General features: G+C 67.7%; 14 protein-coding genes and 2 pseudogenes. 10 read left to right on the forward strand and 6 right to left on the reverse strand.

Annotated features, from left to right (window positions below; translation table 11 throughout):
* Positions 1 to 444 precede the first annotated feature (444 nt).
* From OG395_RS51925 to OG395_RS58850, 3 genes and pseudogenes are all read left to right on the forward strand, one after another.
* Positions 445 to 768, forward strand: coding sequence for a transposase (locus OG395_RS51925; protein WP_327249074.1), 324 nt, complete (start codon positions 445 to 447; stop codon positions 766 to 768).
* Between the two features lie 473 nt (positions 769 to 1,241).
* Positions 1,242 to 2,501, forward strand: coding sequence for a group II intron reverse transcriptase/maturase (gene ltrA / locus OG395_RS51930; protein WP_327249075.1), 1,260 nt, complete (start codon positions 1,242 to 1,244; stop codon positions 2,499 to 2,501).
* A 19-nt stretch (positions 2,502 to 2,520) separates the two neighbouring features.
* Positions 2,521 to 3,255 (forward strand): annotated as a pseudogene (locus OG395_RS58850) (IS3 family transposase); the annotation flags it as partial.
* A 100-nt stretch (positions 3,256 to 3,355) separates the two neighbouring features.
* Here OG395_RS58850 and OG395_RS51940 read toward each other — a convergent pair.
* The 4 genes from OG395_RS51940 to OG395_RS51955 all read right to left on the reverse strand — a co-directional run bounded on the left by OG395_RS51940 (position 3,356) and on the right by OG395_RS51955 (position 6,674).
* A complete protein-coding gene (locus OG395_RS51940) occupies positions 3,356 to 5,416 on the reverse strand; it encodes a recombinase family protein (protein ID WP_327241287.1) in 2,061 nt (686 codons plus the stop codon).
* A gap of 24 nt (positions 5,417 to 5,440) precedes the next feature.
* Entirely contained in the window at positions 5,441 to 5,704 is a 264-nt protein-coding gene (locus OG395_RS51945; RefSeq protein WP_327241288.1) for a hypothetical protein, read from the reverse strand.
* Positions 5,705 to 5,732: 28 nt separating this feature from the next.
* Positions 5,733 to 6,221: a helix-turn-helix domain-containing protein gene (locus tag OG395_RS51950; RefSeq protein ID WP_327241289.1), complete on the reverse strand. Its 489-nt coding sequence runs from the start codon at positions 6,219 to 6,221 to the stop codon at positions 5,733 to 5,735.
* 174 nt (positions 6,222 to 6,395) lie between these two features.
* Complete coding sequence (locus tag OG395_RS51955; RefSeq protein WP_327241290.1) at positions 6,396 to 6,674, reverse strand: DUF5372 family protein; 279 nt, start codon at positions 6,672 to 6,674, stop codon at positions 6,396 to 6,398.
* Between the two features lie 2 nt (positions 6,675 to 6,676).
* On the opposite strand from OG395_RS51955, the gene OG395_RS51960 reads away from it, so the two are divergent.
* The 7 genes from OG395_RS51960 to OG395_RS51990 all read left to right on the forward strand — a co-directional run bounded on the left by OG395_RS51960 (position 6,677) and on the right by OG395_RS51990 (position 13,533).
* Complete coding sequence (locus OG395_RS51960; RefSeq protein ID WP_442818810.1) at positions 6,677 to 6,931, forward strand: IS3 family transposase; 255 nt, start codon at positions 6,677 to 6,679, stop codon at positions 6,929 to 6,931.
* A gap of 569 nt (positions 6,932 to 7,500) precedes the next feature.
* Complete coding sequence (locus OG395_RS51965) at positions 7,501 to 9,447, forward strand: NAD(P)-binding protein (RefSeq protein ID WP_327249104.1); 1,947 nt, start codon at positions 7,501 to 7,503, stop codon at positions 9,445 to 9,447.
* 85 nt (positions 9,448 to 9,532) lie between these two features.
* The gene (locus OG395_RS51970) at positions 9,533 to 9,703 is read left to right on the forward strand and encodes a hypothetical protein (protein WP_376346147.1); all 171 of its coding nucleotides are present in this window, start codon (positions 9,533 to 9,535) and stop codon (positions 9,701 to 9,703) included.
* A 197-nt stretch (positions 9,704 to 9,900) separates the two neighbouring features.
* The gene (locus tag OG395_RS51975) at positions 9,901 to 10,347 is read left to right on the forward strand and encodes a hypothetical protein (protein ID WP_327249105.1); all 447 of its coding nucleotides are present in this window, start codon (positions 9,901 to 9,903) and stop codon (positions 10,345 to 10,347) included.
* A 251-nt stretch (positions 10,348 to 10,598) separates the two neighbouring features.
* On the forward strand, positions 10,599 to 10,997 hold the full coding sequence (locus tag OG395_RS51980; protein WP_327249106.1) for an ATP-binding protein: 399 nt from the start codon (positions 10,599 to 10,601) through the stop codon (positions 10,995 to 10,997).
* Positions 10,997 to 12,328, forward strand: coding sequence for a PP2C family protein-serine/threonine phosphatase (locus OG395_RS51985; protein ID WP_327249107.1), 1,332 nt, complete (start codon positions 10,997 to 10,999; stop codon positions 12,326 to 12,328). The genes OG395_RS51980 and OG395_RS51985 overlap by 1 nt, the downstream gene beginning before the upstream one ends.
* A gap of 188 nt (positions 12,329 to 12,516) precedes the next feature.
* Positions 12,517 to 13,533 carry an MASE1 domain-containing protein gene (locus tag OG395_RS51990; protein WP_327249108.1) on the forward strand — a complete coding sequence of 339 codons (1,017 nt, stop codon included), beginning with the start codon at positions 12,517 to 12,519 and terminating at the stop codon, positions 13,531 to 13,533.
* A 285-nt stretch (positions 13,534 to 13,818) separates the two neighbouring features.
* On the opposite strand, the pseudogene OG395_RS51995 reads toward OG395_RS51990, so the two are convergent.
* A pseudogene (locus OG395_RS51995) lies at positions 13,819 to 14,498 on the reverse strand (IS6 family transposase); the annotation flags it as partial.
* A gap of 70 nt (positions 14,499 to 14,568) precedes the next feature.
* Positions 14,569 to 16,113, reverse strand: a complete 1,545-nt coding sequence (locus OG395_RS52000) for an FMN-binding glutamate synthase family protein (protein WP_327249109.1) — start codon at positions 16,111 to 16,113, stop codon at positions 14,569 to 14,571.
* Between the last annotated feature and the right edge of the window lie 339 nt (positions 16,114 to 16,452).

The raw sequence follows: 16,452 nt of genomic DNA on the forward strand, positions 1-16,452 counted from the left end.
GCGCAGCGCGAACAGGCGCGAGCCGACCGGCCACCGGAAGCCGCCGCAGATCCTGTCCACCGAGGCGGTCGAGCAGGCCCGCGATACCTGGCTCAGTCCTGCCCATGCCCCCGGCGAGCAGGTCTCCGGCGGCGGGCCGCTCGACACCATTCCCCAAGACGACACGACTGACGTGCAGTACGGACAGTCACTCGGTCCGGGTTCCGAAAACTTCCGCTCTCCCTGCGCTCACCGGAGCTGTCCGCCACATCGGGACCCTTCCGGCCGGCCTCGTCGTGACCTGGTGGCAGCACGACTGACATCCGTGTGATGTGCCGCTTGTGCGCCAAGGGGCTGTTCGGTTATCGCACACCCACCCCCTGGGGGTGGGGGACTGAAGCTCCCCCTTTGACCTGGACAGCCTGATACTGGGACGGAAGGTCCCGGAGGAAGTAGTCACAGGTAGTGAGCAAGAAGAGCAATACGAGCAAGCGGTACACGGCGGAGTTCAAGCGGGATGCCGTCGCGCTGGCGCTGTCGTCGGAAAAGACGGTCACCGAGGTCGCCCGGGACCTGGGGGTGAGCCCGGAGGGTCTGCGTGGCTGGGTGAAGCAGGCCGCGGTCGACCGGGGCGAGGGGCCTGTGGGGGCTCTGACCAGCGCCGAGCGGGAAGAGCTCGCCCAGCTGCGGCGCAAGGTCCGCGAGCTGGAGAAGACGGTCGACATCCTGGGAAAAGCGACCGCCTTCGTGCGTCCTGAACGGAAAGGGGCTGCCGGTGTAGGTCGGTAGCAACTGGATGATGCTGCACAGATGATGAGGGTTTTGGCCCCTCGGAGTCGCCCCCGCGGAGGGAGGCTCCAAATCGCCTCCTGCCGCGTTGGCTGAAGACCGTCGTGGTGAGCGTCGGAGGAAAAGGCGTCCTTGAAAGGGCGTCAGGTGGGGATCGGGAAGGCGAGCGAGAGCGAACCACTGCTGATGCGTCGAAATGCTTGGACGACATCGAAACCGGGGCTTGAAGGCTCCCCGGGATGAGTCTGGCGGGTGTCCGCTTCCTGGCCAGGTGGTGTCCGGCGTGAAGGTGGCGCGAGCCCGATCTGCGGGGTCTGTGCGGAACAGGAGAAGGCGTACGTCCATGCCGGGCGTGCGCCGGCGGACCGGCTCGTAGTAGTGGTGAAGTCCCTGTAATGGGGGCGGAGCGAAGGGGCCGGGTCGTTCGTGACTTGTTCATTCGATCAACCGGAAGTGCTCCGGGAGGAATTGGCGTGGATGAGTTGAAAGCACCGGTCAAGCCGTTCGGTATACCGAAGCTGCTGGTGATGGAGGCTTGGGAGAAGGTCAGGGCGAACAAGGGCGCGCCGGGCGTGGACGCGGTGGCTATCGAGGAGTTCGAGGAGGATCTGCGGGGAAACCTGTACAAGATCTGGAACCGGATGTCCTCGGGCTGCTACTTCCCGCCGCCGGTGCGCATGGTGGAGATCCCGAAGCCGCAGGGCGGCATCAGGGTCCTCGGAGTGCCGACCGTGGGCGACCGTGTCGCGCAGACGGTGGTGGCGATGGTGCTGGAGAAGAGGGTCGAGCCGATCTTCCATCCGGACTCCTACGGCTACCGCCCGGGGCGCGGAGCGATCGACGCGGTGGGCACGTGCCGGGAGCGGTGCTGGAAGTACGACTGGGTGGTCGATCTCGACATCAAGGCGTTCTTCGACTCGGTGCCGTGGGACTTGATGCTCAAGGCGGTGGGCTCGGTCTGTGAGCTCCCCTGGGTCCTGCTTTATGTCAAGCGGTGGCTTGCTGCCCCGCTGCAACATGCGGACGGTGTGCTGATCGAGCGCGCCAAGGGCACCCCGCAGGGATCAGCGGTATCTCCCGTCCTGGCGAACCTGTTCATGCATTACGCGTTCGACATGTGGTTGCACTGGGCCTTCCCGGACGTCCGCTTCGAACGGTATGCCGACGACGCGGTCATCCACTGCCGCAGTCTCGCCGAGGCGAGAGCGGTGCTGGCCGCGCTGGATGCGCGCATGGACTCGGTCGGCCTTCAACTACACCCCGACAAGACGCAGATCGTCTACTGCCGGGACGCGAACCGCAAGAGTTCTTTCGAGCACACGAGGTTCACGTTCCTGGGCTACGACTTCCGCGAGCGCACCGTGGACGGGCGGAAAGGACTGTTCCGGAGTTTCTCTCCGGCGGTCTCGGACAAGGCCCTGAAGCGGATGGGCGAGGTGGTGCGTTCCTGGCGCCTGCACCGGTGGGTGCAGGGCGAGGCCCGAGACCTCGCGGACTGGATCAATCCGGTCGTGCGGGGATGGATGCAGTACTACGGGGCCTACAACAGGTCGGCCCTATATCCCCTCCTGAAACGGATCAACGCCTACGTGGTCCGGTGGCTGCGCGGGAAGTACCGGAGGCTGCGGCGAAGCTGGTCGGCGACCTTCCGTGCGTGGTGGTCCGGGGTTGATCGACATCCCCGGCTTCTCGCGCACTGGGTTTGGGTGACCGAGCCCGCCCGGGTCTGGTGACCAGGACGACAAGAGCCGTATGACCGGAGACGGTCACGTACGGATCTGTGGGAGCCCGGGGGCGAAATCCCCCCGGGCCACCCGACTTCGCGCAGGACAAGATGAGGTAGACACCGCCACGCGGTGCCGCTTCATCGACGCGCAGAAGGCATCGGACGACAATCTCGCAGGGCACAGCGTTGCGCTGCTGTGCCGTGCACTGGGAGTGCCGCGCTCTACCTACTACGCGCACCAGGCGGCCGCGTCGGCGCGCCGGGCCGCGCGGCGCGAGGAGGAACGCCTGGTGGACGAGATCCGAGTGCTCCACGCCGGATCGCGTGGTGCCTACGGGGCCCCGCGGATCCACGCCGCTCTGCGGCGGGCGGGGCGGGCGGTGAACTCGAAGAGGGTCGAGCGGCTGATGCGCAAGCACCGGATCGTCGGGATCACCCGCCGCCGGCGTCGGGGCCTGACCCGGCAGGCGAAGCGGGCGGTGTTCGCCGCCGACCTGATCGGCCGGGACTTCACCGCACCCCGTCCCGGGATGCGGCTGGTCGGCGACATGACCGAACTCGTCACGCTGGAAGGGAAGTTGTATCTGGCGACCTGCATCGATCTCGCGACGCGGGAGATGATCGGCTGGGCGATGGCCGACCACCACCGTGCTGAGCTGCCGGTTGCCGCCCTGCTGATGGCGGCCGGACGCGGCGGCCTGGAGAAGGGTTGCATCATGCATACCGACCGCGGCAGCGAATATACGAGTGACGAATTCCGCACCGAGATACGCAAGTTGCACATGAGGCAATCGATGGGACGTGTCGGCTCTTGCTACGATAAACGCTTGTCATCACACTGCACCTCTTTTCCTATCGGGTTCACTTTGCGGGTGTTGTCGCTGGTCGGCGGCGGTCGAGGCGGATGCCTTGCTGGACGCGGGGCGGGTTGGGGCCCGGGGGCGGGTAGAGGCAGGCGTTCTTGTCGTTGTACTTCTCGCCCTCGATCAGTCCGGCCCGGTGCCACTTCCAGACGGTCGGCACGCTGACGTCGAGGAGTACGGCGAGTTCGGGGGCGGTCAGCAGACCGCGGTCGCGCAGGCGGTCATGGCGGTTGCGGAGCTGGTAGTTCTCGCGGATGTCTCGGACCAGGAGGCGGTGGAAGGAGCATCCTTTGCCGCTGGTCAGGCCGCGCTGGTTGAGGATGTCGGCGATCTCGGCGTCGGTGTGGTGCTCGAGGAGTTCGTCGATCGCGTCCACGACCGGACGCGGGGTCTGCCACAGCTTGCCGCCGCCCAGCGGCAACGGGAGGTGGAGGGTGTGGGTCTGGCCGGCGCTGAGCCGGACGTGGACGGTGATGTCGTCGTCCTTGATCAGGGTGACGTCCGCGATCAGCAGGCGGGTGATGCGCTTACGCTCGCGCATCGGGGTGGCCGGATCGTTCCACAGGGACCTGACGTCACCGGCGAGGCGGGCGAGTTGTTCGCGGGTGGCCTGCTGGCGCGGGGCGGCCAGGGTGCGGGCGCGTTCGACGTCGGTCCGGGCGGCGGACACCTCGCGCAGGGCCGCGTTCCAGTCGGCCTCGAGTGAGTCGGCGACCAGGCGGTTGTCCGGGTCGACCGCGAGATAGCGTCGTTTGGCCAGATCGGCCCGGTACTGGGCGCGCTGGAGATGCGTCGTGCGCATCCGGTCGGCCTCGGCAGTGCGGGCGGTGATCTCATCGCTCACCGTCAGGGCCGTCTCCACGGCGAGCGGGGTGAGCATCTGCAGCAGGAGTTCGGCCACGGCCGCCTCGATGCTGGGGCCGGGAATGCGCTGGCAGACCTGTCCGCCGTCCTGGATCGCGTGGGTCATGCACCGGTAGTCGCTGACCTCGTGGTCTTGGCGGAGGTGGTAGGCGATGGTCATCCGCCGCCCGCAGCGGCCGCAGATTGCCAGGCCCTGCAGGAGCGCGGTGCCCTCGCGCGGCGGGCCCGCCCGCCGGTCGTCCCCACGGGCCGCGGCCTGCGTCTGGAGCTGGGCGAGGTTGTTCTCCCACTGTTCGAAGGTGAGGTAGCCCGCGTGGTGATCGGGGATCAGGGTGTCCCACTGCTCTCGCGGCAGCAGCTGGATGCGGACCTTGCCGTGGACGTCGTGGCGGACCTTGCGGCGTCCGTAGCAGAACGCCCCGGCATAGAGCGGGTTGTGCAGGACATTCAGGACCTGCCAGTGCTTGAGCGGCCCCCAGACCAGCTCGCCCTTGCACGGGCCGGTGCGGATCCGGGAGGGGAAGGTGAGCTGGTCGGCGGCGAAAGCTCTGACGACCTGACGGGCCGAGCCGGTGGCCGCGAACAGGCTCAGCACCCGCTCGATGACCTCGCGCACGGCGGCGTCGGGGTCCTTGACGATACGGTCGGCATAGTCGTGGACATAGCCGATCGGCAGGCCCTGCTTGAGTTCGCCGCGGCGGGCCTTGGCCAGCTGCCCGCCCCGCAACCGGGCCTTGAGCAGGTGCAGTTCGGCCTCGGACATGGTGCCCTTCATGCCCAGCACGAGACGGTCGTTGAAGGTGAGGGGATCGTACAGACCGTCCTCGTCCAAGATCAGCGTCCCGGTCAGTGCACAGATCTCCAGCAGCCGGTGCCAGTCGGTGTTGTTCCGGGCGAGGCGGGACACCTCCAGGCCCAGCACGATCCCGGCACGTCCCATGGAGACCTCGGCGACCAGGTGCTGGAAGCCGTCCCGCCCGTTGATGGAGGCCCCCGACCGGCCCTGATCACTGTCGATCACCGTGATCTGGTCCTCCTCCCAGCCCAGGGCGACGGCCCGGCCGCGCAGGGCGTACTGCCGCTGCGTGGACTCGGTGTTGTTCACGACCTGCTTCAGCGAACTCTGCCGGACATACAGATAAGCGCCTCGCCGAAGATGATCAGCACTGACCTTGCCCGTCGATTCCGTCGCCATCACCCGCTCCTCCCATCCTGTGTCTCAGCCGTCACCACAGCCACCGCCTGCGGCGGCCAGCACCATCTGCGCGAGTACCTGCACCAGCTCCTCGGCCTCCGGGCCCCGGTCCACCGCCGGCGGGCTGGCCCGGCGAGCAGGCAGCGCCGCCGCCGGGACCAGGGCCACCGCGAGAAGCCAGGCAGCCATCCCGGAGCGGGCCAGCACCGCCCAGCCGTGCCGCGAGCCGGCGTCCGGCCCGCCGAGGACCGCGGCCCGCAGATCCTCATAACGCCGTGCCAGTTCCACGGCTCCCACCGGCTGACCCGCCGCCGGTTCAGGGACGATGAAGTTCCTCCTTCGGCCGTGACTCGCGGCGCCTGACCAGTGCCTTCTCCACCGAGCGTGGATGCACCGTGATCCTGAAGCGCTCGAGTACAGCTTCCGCCAACTGCCGTGAGCGGAGCGAGGAGTCGGCTTCGAGTAGCTTCTCGAGGAACTCCATCACCTCGTCGGTGAGCTTGCGCGGCCCCTTCGGCCCCGGCTTGCCCGGCACCAGCGCCGCCGGCCCTCCCGCGTCCAGCGCGGCAGCAATCACATAGAAACTCTGGCGACAGAACCCGAACTGAGCCGCCGCCTGTGTCACCGGCACGTTGTCGACCCGCACCCGGCGCACCATCTCGTACTTGACCTGCACCAAGTCGTTCGGGTCGAGGAATACCGAGCGGGCGAACACCTCGTCCACGACCGCCTGCGGACGCGGGTTCAACGTCCGAGAAGCCACCAACGCGGTCTTCTTGCCGTGCTCCAGGCCCTTCGCCGCCATGTCGCCTCCCGTTCGGATCCGATGTCTCAAGAATCCGGCCGTGAGTCATCGCCCCCAAGGGCGCATCCCGGCCTAGAAGAAGCACAAGGAGCAGGTCACAGCAGCGGATGCACCTCCGCACGCCCCCACCGACGAGCACACGCACCCGCCGCAGCGGCCCGATTCCCACGACGGTCACGGCGCCATCTCCCCGACACGACCAAGCCCTTGATCACGGAGATGCTCCACCAGATCCACGAGCACGCACAGGTCCTCGGTCCGGAACGGACACCGGCCCGCGGCCGTCACCACGAACACATCGACTGGCGCGACATCCGTCCACTCCACCGGGAACGAGCAGCGACGACCCGCCGCATCCAGCACCAGGACGACGTCCCCGCGCCAGGAGTTCATCCGCTCGAGGAACTCGAAGATCTCCCCGCTCCTCGGATGGAACGGATGGATCAACCGCACAGATCCATCGTCACCACGGTGAACGAGCGCATTCGACGGCTCACGCCAACGCTGCTGCAGAAAGCTGGTTCGCCGTCCTCAAAGCGGAGATCGGAACCACCGTCTGGGAGACCCGCGAGGCCGCCCGGGCCGATGTCTTCCGCTACATCGAGATCGAGTACAACCGCAGCCGACTCCGCAGGCATCCCGAGTACGGGTACGTCACCCCGCTCGAAACGAGAACCTTGCTCAGGCAGGACCTCACCCCCGCAGCGTAAACACCCGCTGTCCAGGACCCGGGGGGAACTTCAGACATCTCCTCCGTAGGCTCTGGTGCGCGTTGTGCACGCGTGGGCGTTGAGTCGGCCCGCAGCCCGGATCAGACCGTTCCGTGGGGCGGCTATGAGCGTTTTCGGGGCGTGGCAGCGAAGTGCCACGATCGCGGCCTGACGCAAGTTTCCCCCTGCGACGCAACCAGGCCCGAGCCCTCCGCTCCCACTACAAACGCCGAGGCCACATCCTCCAGATGCGGTTGCAGTACTAGGTCCTATAGGTGCCCCCTGCGGGTCCGCGGCGATGGACCTTCCCGCACACGTCAAGCTCCTCCTCGCCCGCCGGGCGGCTGGTCCTGGATGTCTTGCGCGACGAACTACGGCGCCAGACACGGCCCGTTGGGGCCTCCTGGCGACCCGAGCACCATTGACCGACGAGGAGCAGATCCGTAGCATCAGGCCTCGTTGCTGTGCGGATTCAGTTGCGAACGACCCGCATGACGCTTGGATCCGCACATTCTCCGACAGTGTTGGGGGCGAGCCAGTTGAGCGACTTCACCGACGACGAGCTAGGCATGAACCGGAAGATCCGCCGTCGCGACTTCCTGGACGGCGTGGCCCTGGGCGTGGGCGCGCTGGTGGCGGGGGGCATCGCGGGCAGCGCGGCGGCGGGGTCGGCCTCGGCCGCCGAGGCCCCGAGGGCCGATGCACGCTACTACCCGCCGACTTGGCAAGGCCTGCGCGGGTACACCGACGCCGCCATGAAGGTGCCGCACGCCCTGCGAGACGGGACCTTCTGGGACGACGCGCCGGAGCCCCGCGACACCCACGAGAAGTACGACCTCGTCGTCGTTGGCGGCGGCATCAGCGGGCTCTCGGCTGCGCGCTACTACCAGATGGAGTTCGGCAAGAACTGCAAGATCCTCGTGCTCGATGCGATGGACGACATCGGCGGGCACGCGCGGCGCAACGAGTTCCGCACCACCGCTCGAACACTGCTGAGCTACGGCGGGTCGCAATCGCTGGAGTCGCCCTCGACGTACGCACCGCCCGCCCGACAACTGCTCACCGACATCGGGATCCGCGTCGAGCGGTTCGAGAAGTACTTCGACTCCGGCTTCAACGCGCGCCACGGCCTGGGGCGTGGCCTGTTCTTCGACAAGGAGTCCTGGGGCAAGGACCACCTGGTCACCTGGCGGGGAGGCACGCCGTACTCGACGATCCTCGAGGGCGCGCCGATGGCGGCCCAAGCCAAGGCCGACCTCGCCGCCATCTACGACGCCCCCCGGGACTGGATGCCCGGGCTCTCCGACCAGCAGAAGAAGAACAAGCTCGCCGACATCACCTACCTCGACTACCTGCGCGACTACGTCAAGGCACACCCCGACGCCCAGAAGTTCCTGCAGACCACGCCGAACGGCAACTGGGGCTATGGCGCCGACGCCGTCGGCGCGCTCGACGCGTCGATCGAGTTCGCCGGATTCGACGGGCTCGGCCTCGACTGGGACGGTGGCCCTGATCCGCGGATCGCACCCACCGGCCACAAGGTGTGGACCTCGGAGGACGACTACATCTACCACTTCCCCGAGGGCAACGCAGGGGTCGTCTACTCGCTCGTGCGGAAGTTGATCCCGCATGCCATGCCGGGGCAGGGGATGGAGACCATCCCGACCAGCCGGATCCAGTACGGCGAGCTCGATCGGCGCCGCAACAACGTGCGGATCCGGCTGAACTCGCCGGCGGTGCGCGTCGTACACGAGGGCGACCCGGACTCCGCCCGCCAGGTGCAGGTCTCCTACGTGCGCAAGGACCGCTTGGAGACCGTCCGCGCCGAGCACGTCGTTCTCGCCTGCAACAACCAGATCATCCCGTTCCTGACCAGCGAGATCTCCCAGCGGCAGCGGGACGCCCTCAAGGACAGCCCGCGTCTTGCCCTCGTGTACACCAGCGTTCTGGTCCGCAACTGGAAGGCCTTGGACAACCTCAAGATCTCCAGCGTTCGGTTCCCGACCGGCTACTGGACGGGCGCCGAACTAGACTTCCCGGTCAGCATGGGTGGCTACCACTTCCCCGACAAGCCGAGCGAGTCGGCGATCTTGCATGTCTCTCGCGCGGCGTGCCGGCCCGGTCTCCCGCCCCGCCGGCAGGGCGCGGCAGGCCGGGGCGAGCTGATCAAGACGAGCTTCGCAGAGATGGAGCGCAATCTTCGCGACCAGCTGGCCCGCGCCCTCGGCCCGGGTGGCTTCGACCCGGCGCGCGACATCAAGGGCATCACGGTCAACCGCTGGGCCCACGCCTACGCCTACGAGTACGGCCGTCCCTGGGACACGTTCTGGCCCTACGGCGAGCTGCCGAGCCACGTCGCCCGCCAGACGTGGGGGCGGGTCGCGATCGCGAACACCGACTCGGCCCCTCGTGCCTACGTCGACTCAGCGATGGACATGGCCTGGCGGGCCGTCCGCGACCTGGCGGGCAAGCCCAGCGACATCGTCTCCCGCGGTGTCGACGGCATCGCCTTCTGACGGAGCCCGAACTGGCCCGCCGACGTCACGCGTCTGTGGGCCATTCGAGCCTGAGCATCTCGACCTGTGCGGGTATCGCCCCGGCATGACCGGCGAATACGTCGATCGGCACTGGCAGTCGTTCTTGAGGCGCTTCGATCTGGGGCACACCTTCCGGTTCGCAAAGCAGACGCAGCTGGACCCGCCCCAAGCTGCGGACTCCCGAGGCTGCGGACCGCTGGAGCTGTCTCAGACGCTCGACCAGCCGCGCGCATGACGGCACCGCCCGGACAGCCGACGATTCCTGCTGAGGACAACCGAGGGCGTTGGTCAGACGGAGGGCCAGCCCTGCCCTTGCCGAAATCCTCATCCGCCTGCTGGGAGCCGGTGTGCGGGGAGCACTGGATTCTGAGGGCTGTCGCTCGAATCGGCGCTCTGGCGCAGCCGTCGATGGTTGCGGCAACATGATCGATCGTGCTATTGCGACTGGCTTACCTGGGTGTGACCAACGCGTTCGCCGTGCTGCGCCTGCTGCCGATGAGCGGCCGGGACAAGGACGTGGAGTTTCTGGCGCTGCGTCATGAGATCACGGTGCTCGAGCGGCAACTGGGCGGGAACAGTCCGCGGTTCGATGCGAGCGATCGGGCGTTCCTGGCGGCGTTGCTGCACCCGCTCCCGCGGGATGTGCTGCGATACGCCTCGTGCTGCGCACTGGCAGGACACCCTCACGAGAACCGGCCCCGACCCAGCAGGCTGGACCCCTGCAAGACCTACCTGGAACGACGCTTCGCCGCGGGATGCACGAACGTCACCCGCCTGCACCGCGAACTCCTCGCCGAGAACACCCCCGTCACCTACCAGATGGTCCGCGCCTACATCGCCACCCTGCGCGCCGCCCCGCCGCAGGCGCCGCCTCCGTGAACCGCATCAAGAAGATCAAGATCCGGCTCTACGACCGAGCCGGATTCGAACTACTCCGCAAGCTGATCCTGCTTCAGTATCATTCCCCCCTCTCGCGAACAGAGCCAGGGAGCCGCGGTTTCGGCAACGAGGTTGGGAGCCAGCCTGTATGACGGTATGTGACATGCCGCCTTCGGCGTAATGGGTGGGTCGGGCTGTCTCGCCACGCCACTCTGTGCGGGTTGATCACGGGTCGTGTCAGGAGATTGTGGGTGCACCGATCGCGTGAGTGGCTGTATGAGCGGATCCGCTGGGACAAGCGGCAGAACCCGGCCGAACTTGTCGAGGCCGACGCCGCCCGGCTGTCCAGTGTGATCGTCCGCTACAGCAAGGTCGACCTGTTGTGTCTGGACGACTTCGGCTACCTGAACCTGGACAAGAAGGGCGCCAAGCTGCTGCTCCAGTTCTTCACCGCCCGGGAGGAGCGCAAGGCAACCACGGTGGCCTCCAACGCCCCGTTCAGCGAGCGGGACAAGACCTTCACCCAACCTCGTCCGTGCGTGCCGATCGCCGACCGGCTCACCGTCGAGGGCACGCTGATCCAGACCGGCGCCGACTCCTGCCGGCTGAAGGCCGCCGAGCGCGGGTACCGCTCCCGCAGGCGATCGTGATGGCGGCGGGCAAGGAGAGGAAAGGCGCGCAGCGGCCGCCCCGCCCTGACCTGCTGGCGCGTCTGGACGCCGAGCTGGGCCGGATCGATGAGCAGCTGCGCGCTCTGGCCGCCGCCAAGAACCGGATTCAGGGCCTGTTGGAGGCGGTGGTGGCCATCACCCGGGAGGTGGAGCTGCCCGCGGTGCTGCACCGCATCGTGACCACCGCCATGGACCTGGTCGGCGCCCGCTACGGGGCCCTGGGAGTTCTTGACGCATCCGGCGAGTTCCTGGAGCAGTTCATCGTCGTCGGCCTGTCCGAGCAGGAACGGTCGGCGTTGGCCGAGGTGGGGTTTCCTCGCGGTCTGGGCGTGCTCGGACACCTGATCCGCCACCCCGAACCCTTGCGGGTGGGCGACATCTCCTCCCACCCGTCCTCGGTCGGGTTTCCGCCCGGCCACCCGCCCATGCGTACCCTGCTGGGCGTCGCCGTCAGTGTCCGCGGCGAAATCTACGGCGACCTCTACCTCTCCGAGCGACGCGACGGACAGCCCTTCGATGCCCGCGACGAGAGCATCCTCGTCGCTCTTGCCAGCGCCGCTGGCATCGCGATTGAAAACGTCCGCCTCTTCGAACAGGTTCGTGCCGGATCCGAACTGTTCCAGCGGCGTTTGCTGCCGACGCTGCCCGACATGCGGCCCTTCGACGCCGCCGCCGTCTACCGGCCTGCCGCCGAACCCCACCATGTGGGCGGCGACTGGTACGACGCCGTCCTGCTTCCGGACGGTGCGGTGGCGGTCGTCATCGGCGACGTGGTCGGTCACGATCTGCATGCCGCCGCCGCCATGGCCTCCACCCGCAACATGCTGCGCGCTTTGCTGTTCACCCTGCGCACTCCGCCCAGCGCGGTCCTCGCCCAACTCGATCGCACCCTGGAGGCCATCACCGACAACCCCGTCACCACCACCAGCCTGGCGCGCATCGAACCCACAGAGGCTGCCTGGAGGCTGCACTGGAGCTCTGCGGGCCACATCCCCCCTTTGCTGATCACCCCCGGCGGCCGGGCTGAATACCTGTTCGCGGAGCCCGGACTACCACTGAACGTCGACAGCAGGCAGCCCCGCCCCGACCACACCCACCCCCTGCCCCCGGACACCACCGTGGTCTTCTTCACCGACGGCCTTGTCGAACACCCCGACCACCCCATCGACGAGAGCCTGAACGAACTCGCCGAACTTGCCACCACACACGCAGCCCTGCCCCTGCAGGACTTCGTGCAGGCCCTGGCCGACCACCACCCGAGCGACGCGCACGATGACATGGCCATCCTCGCCCTGCGCACCCCGCGCTGAAGCCGCACAGACCCGCAGCGATGCGATTGGGGTGGAACCGTCGGGTTACGACACGCCCCGAGCGGTCACCCGCCGCCATCCCGGCGGAGCGCATGGTGAAAGGGCACACAGATGAGCGGCAGTGTGGTGGACCCGGCAGGATCAGCGGACGATGGACAACGGAGCAAGGCCGAGGGGAAGACTTCCCGATGACGGTTACGAGCCGCGACAGGCTCCGGCGCGGTGCCATGACAGCCCTGCAGATCTGCGCCGTTGCCGCGCTGTATTACGCCTCGGGCAAGCTGGGGCTGCTCCAGCAGCTCGTGCGCGGCCAGGTCACACCGCTGTGGCCCGCGAGCGGCATCGCCCTGGCCGGCCTGCTCCTGATCGGCCCGCGCACCTGGCCCGGGATCACACTCGGCGCGTTTCTGATCAACATCTCACTGAACCTGCCATCGATCACAGCCGTGCTTATGATCACGACGGGCGACACCCTCGCACCCCTGTGCTCCTACGCGCTCCTTCACCGAGCCGGGTTCCGCACCCGGATGAACCGCTGGCGGGACGCACTCGCACTGGTCTTCCTCGGCGCATTCATCAGCATGCTCATCAGCGCAACCGTGGGATGCGGCACCCTGCACCTCACTGGTGCACTCCCCGGAGGGTTCTGGCCGACGTGGTGGGTCTGGTGGACCGGCGACGCGATGGGCGTCCTGGTGGTCGCGCCAGCGCTGCTCGCGCTGCGCTCGGCGCGCTGGCCCAAGGCCGCGCCCCCCTCCCGATGGGTGGAGGGATCGCTTCTTGGGGCGGCCACCATCAGCATGGGGCTCCTCCAGACCTCCCCCACACCGCTGCTCTTCCTCGCCTTCCCGTTGCTGACCTGGGCAGCCTTCCGCTTTCAGCGGGCCGGGGCCGCGCCCTGCGCGCTGGCCGTATCCACCTTTGCGATCTTCGCCGCCACCCGCAGATCGGGCCCGTTCGCCGGTCACGCCCTGCTCGCCAACATGATCTCACTGCAGGCATTCAACGGCGCCGCCGCACTGACGGCGCTGCTGCTCTCCGCTGCCATCACCGAGCGAAACCAGACCCAGGAGAAGATCGAAGAGGCCTGCAGGCGCCTTGCCGAGATGGTGGAGAGAACCGCGCCGGACACAGGCGGCCCGCCAGCGCTTCCCCACGCCCAGAGCGACGGGGAGGAGAACGGCGGGCAGGCCCGAACGTCGTGATCAATCGGCAAGGGGCAATAAGGACCGGGTCCGCCGAACCACGCCTGTCAGGGACGTGGTCGGACAGACCCGGAAGCCCCAATCTGGCGAGCCGTTACCCCGGGCAAGGCCACCAACACTCAGCAGACCACCATCGACCCGCGAAGTCACTCGATCGGGGTGGGGCCGTCGGGCGGTGTTGTCAAGTTGCTGCTCCGGCAGGCGAGTTGAGGTGTGCTGAAGGTGCGTTTGGCCGGGCCGGGGGCATCCTGGGCAGGCGGTCGTGAGGGCTCCCGTGACGGTCTTCCAGATGCGGAACCGTTCGGCCATCTCGGTGCGATAGTCACTCGCTGTGATCAGATGGCGTCGGGGTCGGAAGTGGCTGGAGATCCGGCTGAAGGCGGCAAGGAACCTCTGGGCCGCTCCGCTGGAGCGGAAGCCCTTCATAGCGTGCTCGCGCTGCCTCGTGGGCTGATGATTGTTCTCGGCTCTGTTGTTCAAGTACTTCGAACTGCGGTGCTCGACCGACGGCATGACCTCGCGGTGGGCGCCACCGTAGCTGCGGAGCTTGTCCGTGACGACCACGCGGGGTACGTACTCGAGGCCCTTGAGAAGCTTGCGGAAGAAGCGCCTCGCTGCGGCCGTATCGCGGCGGTCCTGGACGAGAATGTCGAGGACGTTGCCGTCCTGGTCGACCGCGCGCCACAGGTACCGCACCTTCCCGTTGACCTTTATGGACACCTCATTCAGATGCTGTTTGTCGCCGGGACGCGACTGCCGACGGCGCAACTGCGTGGCGTAGGGGGGCCGAACGCGGCGCACCAGGCCCGGACCGTCTCGTGGGAGACCGCGATGCCGCGTTTCAGGAGGAGCTCCTCGACCTCCCGGTAGGACATCGGGAAACGGTGATACAGCCACACAGCGTGACCGATTACCTCGGGCGGAAACCGGTAACCCCTGTACGACGGTGTCGTCCCGCTCTCCACCCGCAGCCTCTCCTCGCGACGATCTACACCAAGATCATCCCACGGCCCGAGTCGAACTTGACAACGCCCGTCAGACGGCCGGCTTCTGGACGGAGGTCGGTTTGGCGGTGAGCAGTGCGGTGATCTCCTGGGCGAGGTGTGGGCCGAGTTCGCCCCAGCCGTCCTTGTAGCCGTAGACGCTCGCCAGGGTGCGGGCGTCGTAGTCGCCGTTCATGATCTCGATGTCGGTGGTGGTGATGAGTGCCGGGTGGGCGACGCCGACGGCTCCCGAGACCTTCAGCAGCTCCTTACGCAGGGTGCGCAGGTAGACAGCGGCCCGGGTGGCCTTCGAGGGCGCGTCGACGCCGCGCACCAGCCACGGGTCCTGGGTGGCGATGCCGGTGGGGCACTTGTCGGTGTGGCATTTCTGCGCCTGGATGCAGCCGATGGACAGCATTGCCTCGCGGGCGACGTTGATCATGTCGACACCCAGGGCGAAGGCGACGGCGGCGTTCTCGGGCAGGCCGAGCTTGCCGGAGCCGATGAAGGTGAGGTCGTCGGTCAGACCCCGCTCGGCGAACGTGCTGTAGACGCGGGAGAAGCCCATCCGGAACGGCAGCGACACCGAGTCGGTGAAGATCAGGGGAGCCGCCCCGGTGCCGCCCTCGCCGCCGTCGATCGTCACGAAGTCGACCCCGCGGTCACCACGCGCCATCAGCGTGGCCAGCTCCTGCCAGAAGCTCATCTCCCCCACAGCGCTCTTGATCCCGACCGGCAGTCCGGTCTCGGTAGCGAGCAGCTCCACGAAGTCGAGCATCGAGTCGACGTCGTGGAACGCGGTGTGGCGAGAGGGGGAGGCGCAGTCCTTGCCGGCCGGGATGCCGCGGATCTTGGCAATCTCCGGGGTGACCTTCGCGCCCGGCAGCAGCCCGCCCAGCCCCGGCTTGGCGCCCTGGGAGAGCTTGATCTCTATCGCCTTGACCGGGGCGCCTGCGACCACGTCCTTGAGCTTGTCGAGGTTGAAGGTGCCGTCCTCGTTGCGGCAACCGAAGTACGACGTCCCGATCTGAAGGACGAGGTCACCGCCGTTGCGGTGGTACGGCGAGAGGCCACCCTCACCCGTGTTCTGCATCGCGCCGGCCAGCGCCGCGCCCTTGTTGAGCGCCGTGATCGCCGCGCCGGACAGAGATCCGAAGCTCATCGCCGAGATGTTCACCACGCTCGCCGGCCGGAACGCCTTGGCGCGCCCGCGCGGGCCGCCCAGCACCTTGGCCGAAGGCAGCGGGCCCTGCGGGTCGTGCAGATCGGGCAGCGTGCCGGCGAACGTCCGCTGCTTCACGTACGCGTGCCCTTGCACGTGCTCAACGTCGACGTCGGTTCCGAACCCGAAGTAGTTGTTCTCCTGCTTCGCCGACGCATAGATCCAGGTGCGCTGGTCACGGCTGAACGGGCGCTCTTCCTCGTTAGACGTCACGATGTACTGCCGCAGCTCCGGCCCGATCGTCTCCAACAGGTACCGGGCGTGCCCGATCACGGGGAAGTTTCTGAGCAGTGCGTGCTTCTTCTGGACGAGGTCGCGGGCAGCCACCAGCGCCAATGCTGTTGCGGCGGCCGCGCCGATCCTCCGGGCGTGCATGAACGTTCCTCCTCGATGCACGACTCCATCGCTATGCGGTGGACGTCGTTGTGTCGTGTTGGGCGTTGGGCGACGGGCACGGCCAAGGGGGCGTCAACGTCCGTCGAAGAATGCGAAATGATATTGGGAGGCCCCGCGGATAGGCGTGTGGTCAGCGTGCTGGTCCGGGCTTCGGCTTCACGCCAGCGGGAGGCGACGGGATAGGGGAATCGGGTGCGGACGGTGCGGCCGAGTTCGTCGAGCAGTGAGGCAGCCTCCACCCGCGGGCGGAGGGCCCGCCCAGAGGCGATCATCTTCGAGCGGGCGACTGCACCGGTCTTCTCCAGGAAGGCTGACGCG

The sequence above is a fragment of the Streptomyces sp. NBC_01320 genome (assembly GCF_035974375.1).
GTDB lineage: Bacteria > Actinomycetota > Actinomycetes > Streptomycetales > Streptomycetaceae > Streptomyces > Streptomyces yanii.

Coding starts and splice junctions, on each gene's coding strand:
- OG395_RS51940 (WP_327241287.1), bottom strand. CDS start 5,416: ATGGCGACGGAATCGACGGGCAAGGTCAGTGCTGATCATCTTCGGCGA.
- OG395_RS51950 (WP_327241289.1), bottom strand. CDS start 6,221: ATGGCGGCGAAGGGCCTGGAGCACGGCAAGAAGACCGCGTTGGTGGCT.
- OG395_RS51965 (WP_327249104.1), top strand. CDS start 7,501: ATGAACCGGAAGATCCGCCGTCGCGACTTCCTGGACGGCGTGGCCCTG.
- OG395_RS51970 (WP_376346147.1), top strand. CDS start 9,533: ATGACCGGCGAATACGTCGATCGGCACTGGCAGTCGTTCTTGAGGCGC.
- OG395_RS51985 (WP_327249107.1), top strand. CDS start 10,997: ATGGCGGCGGGCAAGGAGAGGAAAGGCGCGCAGCGGCCGCCCCGCCCT.
- OG395_RS51990 (WP_327249108.1), top strand. CDS start 12,517: ATGACGGTTACGAGCCGCGACAGGCTCCGGCGCGGTGCCATGACAGCC.
- OG395_RS52000 (WP_327249109.1), bottom strand. CDS start 16,113: ATGCACGCCCGGAGGATCGGCGCGGCCGCCGCAACAGCATTGGCGCTG.